This is a genomic window from Streptomyces sp. NBC_00388, from assembly GCF_036061255.1.
Classification (GTDB): domain Bacteria; phylum Actinomycetota; class Actinomycetes; order Streptomycetales; family Streptomycetaceae; genus Streptomyces.
On record NZ_CP107948.1, the window covers coordinates 2,649,371 to 2,661,678 of the forward strand.

Consider the following 12,308-nt stretch of genomic DNA (forward strand, 5'->3'; position numbering starts at 1 on the left):
GCCCCGGCCGGCCCGCTGGCATATGGGCCAATGCCGCCCCGATCCGGCCCACACCCTTGACCTGGCAGTTACTTTCCGGATATCGCTGCTGATCGGAAGTTTCCTTCAGATTCCTTGCGCAGCATGGCCGGAAGGGGCACCAGTGCAGTACCGCACCTCCAGACGTTCCCTGCTCACCGCCACCGCCGCAGCGGTCGCCGCAGCCGCTACGGGCGCCACCGGCGCCACGGCACACGCCGATCCCCGTCCCGGTCCCGGCTCCCGCAGCCGCGACCGGCGGCTCAAGAAGCTCATCGACCGGATGAGCATCGAGGAGAAGGTCGGCCAGCTCTTCGTGATGCGGGTGTACGGGCACTCCGCGACCGCACCCGACCAGGCCGACATCGACGCCAACCTGAGCGAGATCGGCGTCCGCACCGCCGCCGAGCTGATCGCCAAGTACCACGTCGGCGGCATCATCTACTTCAGCTGGGCGCACAACACCCGCGACCCGCACCAGATCGCCGCTCTCTCCAACGGCATCCAGCGCGCGGGGCTCGCCCAGCGCACCCCCGTACCGCTGCTGATCGCCACCGACCAGGAGCACGGCATCGTCTGCCGGGTCGGTTATCCGGCCGCCCTGTTCCCCGGCGCGATGGCGCTCGGCGCGGGGCGCTCGCGCGAGGACGTCCGCACGGTCGGACGGATCTCCGGGGCCGAACTGCGGGCGATCGGCATCCGGCAGGACTACTCGACGGACGCCGACGTCAACGTGAACCCCGCCAACCCGGTCATCGGCGTCCGCTCCTTCGGCTCCGATCCGGCCGCCGTGGCCCGGCTGGTCGCCGCCGAGGTGGAGGGCTACCAGAGCTCCCAGGTCGCCGCCACCGCCAAGCATTTCCCGGGCCACGGCGACACCGCGGTCGACAGCCACACCGGGATCCCGGTCATCACCCACACCCGCGAGGAGTGGGAGCGCATCGACGCCCCGCCCTTCAAGGCAGCCGTCGCCGCCGGGATCGACTCGATCATGACGGCGCACATCCAGTTCCCCGCCCTGGACCCGAGCAACGACCCGGCCACCCTGTCGCAGCCGATCCTGACGGGCATCCTCCGTGAGGAGCTGGGGTACGACGGGGTCGTCGTCACCGACTCGCTCGGCATGCAGGGCGTGCGGGACAAGTACGGCGACGACCGGGTGCCGGTGCTCGCGCTCAAGGCCGGCGTCGACCAGCTGCTGAACCCGCCGGACCTCGCCGCCGCGTGGAACGGTGTGCTCGGCGCGGTCCGGAGCGGGGAGCTCACCGAGGAGCGGCTCGACGTATCGATTCTGCGGATCCTGCGCCTCAAGGAGCGGCGCGCGCTGTTCAGCAGCCCGTACGTGGCCGGGGTCCGGATCGACCGCACGGTCGGCATCCGCTCCCATCTCGCGTCGGCCGACCTGATCGCCGAGCGGACCACCACGCTGCTGGTCAACACGGACCGGCTGCTGCCGCTCTCCCGGCGCCGCTCCCGGAGTCTGCTGGTCGTCGGCCCCGACCCGGCGTCGCCCACGGGGACGACGGGGCCGCCGACCACCGTGCTCGGCAAGGAGCTGACCGGGCTGGGCTTCACCACCACGGTGCTGCCGACCGGCACCGCGCCCACCGCCGCCCTGATCGACAGCGCGGTGGCCGCAGCGGCGGGCAAGGACGCGGTCGTCGTCGGCACCTACGACGTGGCCGCGGGCGACGCGCAGTCGAAACTGGTGGCGGCCCTGGTCGCGTCCGGGGTCCCGGTGGTGCAGATCGCGATCCGCAATCCGTACGACATCGCCGTGCTCCCAGGCGTCCGGGCCTCGATCGCCACCTACAGCTGGACCGATGTCGAACTCCGGGCGGCGGCACGGGTGATCGCCGGGCAGGTCACGCCGCGCGGGCTGCTGCCGGTGCCCGTCCAGCGCGCGGACGATCCCACGAAGGTGCTGTATCCGGTGGGACACGGCCTGACCTACTGAGCCCGCTCCGCCCGGCAACGGCTGTGCCCGCCGCGGAGTTCCGCGGCGGGCACAGTCCAACCGGGCGTGCTTCAGGGGTTGTCGGAGCGCTGCTGCCCGGTCAGGGCCGCAGGGACGGTTCGCGCTCCAGGCCCTTGTGGTCGAGCGTCGCGTCGTAGGGGGCAAGCGGCTTGGCCCGTTGGGGGTCGGCCTGGACCTCGGCAGGGGCGACGCCGGCCCAGGCCAGGATGCGGGCGGTGGCCTGCGCCTTCTCGGCGGGGGCGAGGCCGTCGACGTTCGCGCCGTGGTTCATCCCCGGCGCCGTGAGGACATAGCTGTCGTCCGGGTGCTTGCCGACGCTGAAGCGCTCGGCGCCCCAGGGGTCGTTCTGCCCGTACACGTACAGCATGTGGTGGGCGTGGTGCTTCACCCAGTTGTCCACCTCGGCCATCACGCCCGGCTGGAAGTGCATCGGGACGGAGCTGGGCACGAAGTGGCGGGGCGGCTGGTAACCGTAGCGGCTCAGCCTGCCGAGCCACGGCTGCTGGATGTCCGGCGAACCGAGCTGGGTGCCTGCCTGGTAGTAGTACGGCGTGTACGCCTCCAGCCCCTGATCGGTGTAGAACGAGAAGCCGGAGATGGTGTCGACCGAGTCCCAGATCTCCTGGTCCGTGGCGTGCGGGGCGTCGGCAGGGATGGTGTCGCAGTCGGAGAGCAGGCTGTACTGCCAGAAGCCCCAGATGTAGTCGAGGACCACGGCCTCGTATGCCTTGTCGAGCGAACCGACGGTGCCGAAGGTGTAGCCGTTCTCCTCGGCGTACTGGGCGTACTTCTTCTCGAGCGGCGCGCGGCGGATGAGCGCCTCACGCTGGACGCCCTCCAGCCGGTCGCGGCACTCCTTGGTGCCGACGGTGCTGAGGAAGCGGTCGTACGCCGAGTCCTCGTCGTTCACGACGTCGTCGGGGGCGACGTAGGCGACGACCCCGTCCATGTCCCGGGGGTAGTAGCGCTCGTAGTAGGTGGCGGTCATACCGCCCTTGGAACCGCCGGTGGTGAGCCAGTTCCGGGTGTAGATCCTCTTCAGCGCCGTGAACAGCCGGTGCTGGTCGCTGGCGGCCTGCCAGATGTCCAGCTTGGACCAGTCGGCGGGCTGCGGCCTGGACGGTGTGAAGTAGCGGTACTCCAGCGAGACCTGGTTGCCGTCGACGATGCGGGTCGGCTCGGTGCGGCTGGGCGCGGTGGAGACGTTGTACCCGCCGGTGTAGAAGACGGTCGGCCGGCTGGTGTCCTTGTGGAGCAGGGTGAAGCGCTGGTTGAAGGTGCCCTTCGACGGGTGGCGGTGGTCGATGGGCTGGCTGTACTGGAGAACGAAGAAGCGGTAGCCCGTGTAGGGCTTCTCCTCGATGAGACTCATGCCCGGTATCGCGAGGATCCGGTCCTTGATATCCGGAGTGCCCGGTACCGCGGCGGTGGCCGCACCGGCCGGCACACCTGCCGCACTCAAGGTGCCTATGAGCACCACTAACGCGAGCAGCCATCTGAGCGCCTTGCGCATTCAGCCCTCCCCTGGGGATCACGACGAGTAGCCGCGAACCTAGCCGGGGTACCACCAGGCCCGCCAGACCCAGCTGACCACCGGGGGCTACCGGCCGCTCAGCACAGGAACCAGCCGGACGCTCCCTTCCCGCCGGAGACCGCGCCCACGGCCCGGACACAGCGGTTCGCCGCACGGACCTTCACCGGCCCCGCCAGTCGGGTGAAACGCCCGCTGTCGACGACCGGCCTGCCCCCGCGCACCTGGAGCTCCACGGACATCTGCCTCCTGGCGCCGGGTTTCTTCGCGACGGCGACGGCGCAGACGTACTGGCCGCTCCGGTAGACCCGGAGCTGGCCGGTGGCGAAGCCCACGGCCCTGACCTGGTGCCCGGGGCAGCCGGAAGCAGCACTCGCCGCGTGAACGCCCGGCCCCGCCAGGGTCAGCGTCACCGCTGCCGCCGCCGTCAGCCCGGCTGTCCAGCGACCGGCCCGGCCGCCACCGCCGGTTGCGCGCACCGATGCGCCCACCGGCTCCGGGCCGGGCTCCGGCTTTCGTCGCCACTCGAACACTTTTTCCCTTTCGGCCGCGCGGACGTATGTGTGTACGGACGCATCGGGCAGTCGGCTGGTTGCACCGCAGAAGCGGACAGATGGTGACAGTTTTGATGTCACCCCGTACCGGCTGCCCCTGGACCGGCAGAAGAACCACGGATCGGGGGCACGGCGGGCACGGACAGCTGCCGGTCCCGGGAGCGCGGGGCGCGCCAGCGGGGCGCGGAGCGCCTACGGGCCCGAGTCCACCAGCGGGCCCCTCGCGCCGGCCGGGGGTCTGCGCCGACCGCGGACCCCGCCCCTGCCACCGCGTTCACGGACCGGCCAGAGCAGCACATAGGCCGTGGAGAGCGCCACGAACGCCAGGCGCAGGAGACCGCGGACCGCGTCGTCCGGGATGACGAAGACGCTTCCGTACAGGGTCAGCAGGGCCAGCCAGCTCCACCACGGCACCAGCCGGCGCTGCCCGATCACGTCCCACAGCAAAGTGCCGAGCAGCACCGACGCCGTGTAGTACGTGTAGACGCTCGGATCGAGCACGATCCGGGCGTTGGCGCCGAGCAGGACCACGGCGGGCCAGCGGCCCCGCCAGACCGCCACCGTGCCGAGCACCAGGCCGAGCGCGGCCTGGGCGGGGCGGTCCCAGCCGGGTGTCTCCGGATCACCGACACCGAGCCAGCGCAGTGCGGACGCCGGATGGTTGGGAATGGCGAACTTGGCCGCGGCGAACGACTGAGGATCGCCCGCGAAGAACGGCAGCCAGGCCACCGCCACCAGCCCCGCGCACCACAGGGCGGCCCGCAGCCAGTGCCGCCGGGGAAGCGCCAGCAGCAGCGGGAGGAACGCCAGTGCGGTGGGTTTGGAGTCCATCGCGAGGGCGAGGAACGCGCCGGTGGCAGCCGGGGTGCCCCGGGTGACGGCCCGGACGGCGAGCGCGGTGAAGAACAGCGCGAGGACGTCGTCGAGATGCCCGAAGCGGACCGAGACCTCGATCCACATCGGGATGAAGGCGAGCCCGGCGATCAGCACCCGCTGGCGCAGCCGCTGGTGGTTGGTGCCGGTACCCAGCAGATGGTGCGCGGCGCTGCGTCCGGCCAGCACGACGATGACCAGACCGAGCAGGGACATCAGCGCGGCGGCGAGGAACTGTCCGGTGGCTTCCGGGAACGGATTGAACATTCCGGCGACGAGGAAGCTGACCGGGCCCATCTGGAGCTCGGGGTGGTGGGCGTAGAGGTTGAGGCCGCCGGTGCCGTCGCCCTGGTAGAGCAGCTCGCCGCCGGCGCGCAGATAGTGCCAGGAGAAGCCGCCGTGCGGCTCCACCACGGCGAACCACAGCACCGTCCATACGGTGAGCAGCACCAAGTGCATCCGCTGACTGATCGTCGGCACCGTATCTCAGCTCCCGCTTCCGGTGTGTGCGCTGTCGGGGCTGCACATCCCGGCAGGGAAGAGGGCCGGACGGGAGGAAAAGTTGTCCCGGACGGCGGACGTGCGGCCTCGCCAACGCTCTCATCCCGCCCCCGCCGCGCCGCGAGGAGGGGCCGGACCGCACCGGCCCGGCCCCTCCTGCACCCGCCGTGACGGCGCCCGTCCGGCGGCTAGACCACCACCTCGGCGTGCTCTCCCGTGAACGTCCGCCACAGCCGCGCGTAGCTCCCGTCCAGGGCCAGCAGCTCCTCGTGCGTGCCGTCCTCGACGACCCGGCCGTGGTCCATCACCACCACCCGGTCGGCCCGCGCCGCCGTGGTCAGCCGGTGGGCGACCACCAGCGTGGTCCGGCGCCCGGCGATCCGGTCCGTGGCCTGGTTGACCTGGGCCTCCGTCGCGAGGTCGAGCGCTGCGGTCGCCTCGTCGAGCAGCAGGATGTCCGGGTCGACCAGCTCGGCGCGGGCCAGCGCGATCAGCTGGCGCTGGCCGGCCGAGAGATTCCGGCCTCGTTCGGCGACCTCGTGGAGGTAGCCGCCGTCCAGGGTCGCGATCATGTCGTGCGCGCCGACCGCCCGCGCCGCCGCTTCGACCTCGGCGTCGGTGGCGTCCGCCCGGCCGTACGCGATGGCGTCGCGGACCGTGCCCGCGAAGAGATACGCCTCCTGGGGGACGACTCCCAGCCGGTGCCGGTAGGCGGTCAAGTCCATGTCCCGGAGGTCGACGCCGTCGGCGGTGACGCGGCCCGCTGTCGGGTCGTAGAACCGCGCGACCAGCTTGACCAGGGTGGACTTGCCCGCGCCTGTCTCCCCGACGAAGGCGACCGTCTGTCCTGCGGGGATCAGCAGATCGACACCGCTGAGCGCCGCCTCATCGGGCTCGCCGCCGGGGCCGTACGCGAAGGAGACGCCCTCGAAGGCGATGTCGCCGCGGAGTGCGCCGACCCCCAGCGGCACCGCGCTCGCCTCGGTGGAGGTGGGCTCGACGAGCAGCTCCTGGATGCGCTTGAGCGAGACGGTGGCCTGCTGGTAGCCGTCGAAGACCTGCGACAGCTGCTGCACGGGTGCGAAGAACAGGTCGATGTACAGGAGGTAGGCGACGAGGGCGCCCGTGGTGAGGGTGCCCGCCTCGATCCGGTGGGAGCCGACGATCATCACGGAGGCCGCGGCCACCGACGACAGCAGCTGGACGAACGGGAAGTAGACCGAGATCAGCCACTGCCCGCGCACCCGCGCCTGCCGGTAGTGGTCGCTGCGGCCGGAGAAGCGGCCGGCGCCGGTGGACTCGCGGCGGAACGCCTGCACGATGCGCAGCCCGGAAACGGACTCCTGGAGGTCGGCGTTGACGACCGACACCCGCTCACGTGCCAGTTCGTACGCGCGGACGCTCTTCTTGCGGAAGACGTACGTGGCGACGGCCAGGAACGGCAGCGTGGCGAAGACGACCAGGGCCAGCTGCACATCGATGACGAGGAGCACCACGAGGATGCCGAAGAAGGTGACGACGGAGACGAACGCGGTGACCAGGCCGGTCTGCAGGAAGGTGGAGAGCGCGTCCACGTCGGTGGTCATCCGGGTCATGATCCGGCCGGTCAGCTCGCGCTCGTAGTAGTCGAGGCCGAGCCGCTGGAGCTGCGCGAAGATCTTGAGCCGCAGCGTGTAGAGGACCCGCTCGCCGGTGCGCCCGGTCATCCGGGTCTCGCCGGTCTGGGCCAGCCACTGGACCGCCACGGTGACCAGGCCGAGCCCGGCCGCCGTCCACACCGCGCCGGTGGCGAGCCGGGTGACCCCCTGGTCGATGCCGTGCCGGATCAGTACGGGCAGCAGCAGCCCCATGCCCGCGTCGATCGCCACCAGCAGCAGGCTGATGAGCAGCACGGGCCCGAAGCCGCGCAGCAGCCTGCGCAGCCCGTAGGACGTCTCGGCGGCGACGGCGTGTGCCTCGTCCACGTCCGGGGTGTCCGTGGCGGGCGGCAGCGCCGCTACCTGGGCGAGGAGTTCGGGCGTCGCGGGCATCCCGCCGGGGGCGGGGGCGGCGTCCGTGCCGGTGCCGGGGGTCTCGTTGCGTACCCAGAGCGGCGGGGTGATGCCCCGCTCGGCGTCGAACTCGGCCTCCAGCTCGGCCCGTACGGAGGTGTCATCGGGCTCACCGGCCGCGGGCGCCGCGTGGCCGGGCGAGACGCCGCCCAGCTCGTCGGGGTCGGTCAGCAGCTGCCGGTAGAGCGCCGAGCGCTCCTCCAGCTCGGCGTGCGTGCCGATGTCGGCGAGCCGGCCCCCTTCGAGGACCGCGATGCGGTCGGCGAGGTTGAGGGTGGAGCGGCGGTGCGCGATGAGCAGCGTGGTGCGGCCCGCCATCACGCCGCGCAGCGCCTCGTGGATCTCGTGCTCGACGCGGGCGTCCACGGCGGATGTCGCGTCGTCCAGGAGGAGCAGCCTGGGGTCGGTGAGGATGGCACGGGCGAGCGCGACGCGCTGGCGCTGGCCGCCGGAGAGCGTGAGGCCGTGCTCGCCGACTGTGGTGTCGTAACCGGCGGGCAGCTCGGCGATGAAGCGGTCGGCCTGGGCCGCGCGGGCCGCGGTGCGGATCTGCTCATCGGTGGCGTCGGGGAAGCCGTAGGCGATGTTGGCGCGGACGGTGTCGGAGAAGAGGAAGCTGTCCTCGGGCACCAGGCCGATGGCGGCCCGCAGCGACTCCAGGGTCAGTTCGCGCACGTCGTGGCCGCCGATGAGCACCGCGCCGTGCGAGACGTCGTAGAAGCGCGGCAGGAGCAGCGAGACCGTGGACTTCCCGCTGCCCGACGAGCCGACGACTGCGACCGTCTCGCCCGGTGCGATGGTCAGTGAGAACCCGTCGAGCACGGGCCGGTCATCGGTGTACCCGAAGGAGACGTCGTCGAATTCGACGGTGGCCTCGGCGTCCGCCGGGAGCTCCTTCGTGCCGTCGGCGATGGCCGGCTCGGTGTCGATCAGCTCCAGGACGCGCTCGACGCCCGCACGGGCCTGCTGGCCGACGGTGAGCACCATGGCGAGCATCCGGACCGGGCCGACGAGCTGGGCGAGGTAGGAGGAGAAGGCGACGAACGTCCCGAGGGTGATCTCGCCCCTGGTGGCCAGCCAGCCGCCGAGCGCCAGCATGGCCACCTGGCCGAGGGCGGGGACGGCCTGGAGCGCCGGGGTGTAGCGGGAGTTCAGCTTGATGGTGCGCAGCCGCCCGGCGAAGAGCCTGCGGCTGACCGCGCGGAGCTTGCCGGTCTCCTGGTCCTCCTGGCCGAACCCCTTCACCACCCGGACACCTGTGACGGCTCCGTCGACGACACCAGCGACGGCTGCGGCCTGCGACTGGGCGTACCAGGTGGCCGGGAAGAGCCGGGTCCTGCTGCGCTTGGCGATGATCCACAGAGCGGGCGCCACGGCGACGGCGATCAGGGTCAGCAGCGGGGAGAGCCAGGCCATGATGCCCAGCGAGATCAGGAAGAGCAGCACGTTGCCGATGGTCATCGGCAGCATGAAGAGCAGCCCCTGGATGAGCTGGAGGTCGCTGGTGGCGCGGCCGATGACCTGCCCGGTGGACAGCTCGTCCTGCCGGCGCCCGTCCAGCTTCATGATCGTTCCGTACATCTCGGTACGGAGGTCGTGCTGGACGTCGAGGGCAAGCCGGCCGCCGTAGTAGCGCCTGACGAAGGTGAGGCCGTAGACGACGACGGCAGCGCCGATCAGCAGTCCCGTCCAGACCGCGAGGGAGCGGGTGCCGTTGCCGATGACGTCGTCGATGATCACCTTCGTGACCAGCGGGACGAGCGCCATGACGGCCATCCCGGCGAGCGACGAGCCGAGGGCGAGCAGCACGTTGCGGCGGTACCGCCAGGCGTACCCGACGAGCCGTCTCGCCCAGCCCTGCGGCTGCGCTCCCCCGGCCTCCCGCACACCGTCCCGCGCCGGGTCCCGGGCTGCGCCGTCCTGCCGCACACCGCCCGGCGTCTCGTCCTGCTGCGCGCCGGCCTGCTGCGCGGGATCCTGTTGCGCGGCGTCCGCCACTGGTGCCTCCCGTTGTCTCATACCACCGGAAGGAACCAACGCGGCGACCAGGGGATTTCATCCCGCCGCAACAATCGGGGGCCGAAGCCGGTCCGAAGGACCTACGGGAACACCGGTCCGCGGACCTAGGACCGGCGCGGCCGGACCCCGCCCGGGTGTCAGCCCAGGTGCGTCGGTGCGAACATCTTCAGGACCGCGGGCAGCACGACCACCGAAGGGCCCGGAGCGGCGAACGCCTTCGCGAGATCCTCGGTCAGTGCCTCAGGCGTCGTACGGACCGCCGGGACCCCGAAGGACTCGGCCAGCGCGACGAAGTCCGGGCGGGTGAGCTCCGTGGCGGTGGCCTCGCCGAAGGCGTCCTCCATGTACTCGCGGAGGATGCCGTAGCCGCCGTCGTCCACGATCAGCCAGGTGACCGGCAGGCCGTACTGCCTGGCCGTGGCGAGTTCGGCGATCGAGTACATCGCGCCGCCGTCGCCCGACACCGCGAGGACCGGTGTCGTCGGGTCGGCGACCGACGCGCCCAGCGCGGCCGGGAAGCCGTAGCCGAGACCGCCCGCCCCCTGCGCCGAGTGCAGGGCGCCGGGCCAGGCGGACCAGGCCCAGTAGGCCAGGATCGTCATGTCCCAGAAGCTGGGGGACGTGGCGGGCAGCGCGGCCCTGACCGAGGCCAGGATCTGCTGTTCCAGGTTCAGGTCCTGGCTCCCGATCCGCTCGGCGACCTTCGCGAGGACGGTGCGTACGGCATCGGCAGCGCCCGGGTCGGTGCGCTCCTCCACGGTCTCCAGGAGAGCGGACAGCGCGATCCTGGCGTCCGCGTGGATGCCGAGCGCCGGGTGGTTGGACTCCAGCTTGCCGAGGTCCGCCTCGATCTGGACGACCCGGCCGCGCGGCTTGAACGTGTGGTAGTTCGAGGAGAGTTCGCCAAGCCCGGAGCCGACGACCAGCAGGACGTCGGCCGCCTCCAGGAAGTCCGTGGTGTGCCGGTCCTCCATCCAGGACTGGAGCGAGAGCGGGTGCTCCCAGGGGAAGGCACCCTTCCCGCCGACGGTGCAGACGACCGGGGAGTCCAGGCGTTCGGCGAGCGCGAGCAGCTTCCCGGCCGCGTCGGACCGTACGACACCGCCGCCCGCGATGATCACGGGTCGCTCGGCGTGCGAGAGGAGATGCGCTGCCACCGCGGTCAGTTCGGGGCGGGGCTCCAGCTCACGCGGGGTCGCGTCCAGCGCCGTGACCGGCGGGAGGGTCGTCTCCGCGAGCAGCACGTCCTGCGGGATCTCCACCCAGACAGGGCCGTGCGGCGCGGTCAGCGCGGACTCCCAGGCCGCAGCGACGGCGGAGGGGATCTGGGAGGCGGAGCGCACGGTGTGCACGGACTTCACGATGTCGCGGAACGACGCCTTCTGGTCGCGCAGCTCGTGCAGATAGCCGTGGCGTCCGCCGCCGAGCCCGGCCGTCGGGACCTGGCTGGAGATCGCGAGCACGGGCGCGCTGGCCGCCGCCGCCTCCTGGAGCGCGGCGAGCGAGGTCAGCGCACCGGGGCCGGTGGAGAGCAGCAGTGGGGCGACCTCGCCGGTGATCCGGCCGTACGCGTCGGCGGCGAAGCCGGCGTTGTTCTCGACGCGCAGCCCCACGTAGGCGAGCGCGGAGCGGCGCAGCGCGTCGAACATGCCGAGCGCGTGCTGGCCGGGCAGCCCGAAGACGGTGGTCGCGCCGAGGCCCTGGAGCGTCTCGACGACGAGGTCGCCGCCGTTGCGTCCGGCCGGGGGGTTCAGCGCGGCAGCGGTCTGCTCGGCCGTGAGCCGGGGGGTCTCGTGGTGGTGGTCGTGGGTCACTTCGCTCGGGCCTCGGCAATCTGGCGCGACATGATCGTGGTGAGCTCGTACGCCGTGTGGGAGGCGGCGACGGAGGTGATCTCGGCGTGGTCGTACGCGGGCGCGACCTCGACCAGGTCCGCGGAGACCAGGTGGCAGGAGGAGAGGCCGCGGACGATCTCCAGGAGCTCGCGGGAGGTCAGGCCGCCCGCCTCCGGAGTGCCGGTGCCCGGGGCGTGTGCCGGGTCCAGCACGTCGATGTCGATGGAGATGTACAGCGGCCGGTCACCGATGCGCTGGCGCAGCTGGTCGGTGATCTCGTCGACGCCGCGCCGCATGACGTCGGCCGACGAGACGATGCCGAAGCCCATCTTCGCGTCGTCGTCCAGGTCCTTCTTGCCGTAGAGCGGGCCGCGGGTACCGACGTGGGAGAGCGCGGACGTGTCGAGGATGCCCTCCTCGACGGCCCGGCGGAACGGCGTGCCGTGGGTGTACTCGGCCCCGAAGTAGGTGTCCCAGGTGTCCAGGTGCGCGTCGAAGTGGAGCAGCGCGACGGGGCCGTGCTGCTTGGCGACGGAGCGCAGCAGCGGCAGCGCGATGGTGTGGTCGCCGCCGAGGGTCATCAGCCGGGCGCCGGTGGAGAGCAGGTCGTCGGCGGCGGCCTCGATGGTGTCGACGGCCTCGTTGATGTTGAACGGGTTGGCCGCGATGTCACCGGCGTCGGCGACCTGTGCCAGGGCGAACGGCGACGCGTCCTGGGCCGGGTTGTACGGGCGCAGCAGCCGGGATGCCTCCCGGATGGCGTTGCCGCCGAAGCGGGCGCCCGGCCGGTAGGAGACACCGGAGTCGAAGGGCACACCGACAACCGCGACGTCGGCGGTGCCGACCTCGTCGAGCCGGGGCAGCCTGGCGAAGGTCGCGGGGCCCGCGTACCGGGGTACTCGGGACGAATCGACGGGGCCGCGCGGCTGGTCGGTGCTGCTCATGGGT

Annotated in this window: 7 protein-coding genes; 1 reads left to right on the forward strand and 6 read right to left on the reverse strand. The window is 71.9% G+C overall.

All coding sequences use genetic code 11. From position 1 onward, the window contains the following. Window positions 1–142: 142 nt before the first annotated feature. Entirely contained in the window at window positions 143–1,975 is a 1,833-nt protein-coding gene (locus OG917_RS11985) for a glycoside hydrolase family 3 protein (protein ID WP_328317560.1), read from the forward strand. Between the two features lie 100 nt (window positions 1,976–2,075). Here OG917_RS11985 and OG917_RS11990 read toward each other — a convergent pair whose 3' ends face one another. From OG917_RS11990 to speB, 6 genes are all read right to left on the reverse strand, one after another. After that, window positions 2,076–3,509, reverse strand: coding sequence for a S28 family serine protease (locus tag OG917_RS11990; RefSeq protein ID WP_328317561.1), 1,434 nt, complete (start codon window positions 3,507–3,509; stop codon window positions 2,076–2,078). Between the two features lie 98 nt (window positions 3,510–3,607). Then, complete coding sequence (locus OG917_RS11995; RefSeq protein ID WP_443058946.1) at window positions 3,608–4,006, reverse strand: hypothetical protein; 399 nt, start codon at window positions 4,004–4,006, stop codon at window positions 3,608–3,610. A 267-nt stretch (window positions 4,007–4,273) separates the two neighbouring features. Beyond that, window positions 4,274–5,434 carry a hypothetical protein gene (locus OG917_RS12000; protein WP_443058947.1) on the reverse strand — a complete coding sequence of 387 codons (1,161 nt, stop codon included), beginning with the start codon at window positions 5,432–5,434 and terminating at the stop codon, window positions 4,274–4,276. A gap of 209 nt (window positions 5,435–5,643) precedes the next feature. Then, complete coding sequence (locus OG917_RS12005; RefSeq protein WP_328317562.1) at window positions 5,644–9,525, reverse strand: ABC transporter ATP-binding protein; 3,882 nt, start codon at window positions 9,523–9,525, stop codon at window positions 5,644–5,646. A gap of 137 nt (window positions 9,526–9,662) precedes the next feature. Beyond that, a complete protein-coding gene (locus tag OG917_RS12010; RefSeq protein ID WP_328317563.1) occupies window positions 9,663–11,339 on the reverse strand; it encodes a thiamine pyrophosphate-binding protein in 1,677 nt (558 codons plus the stop codon). Further along, entirely contained in the window at window positions 11,336–12,304 is a 969-nt protein-coding gene (speB, locus tag OG917_RS12015) for an agmatinase (protein ID WP_328317564.1), read from the reverse strand. Before speB ends, OG917_RS12010 begins: the two co-directional genes overlap by 4 nt. Between the last annotated feature and the right edge of the window lie 4 nt (window positions 12,305–12,308).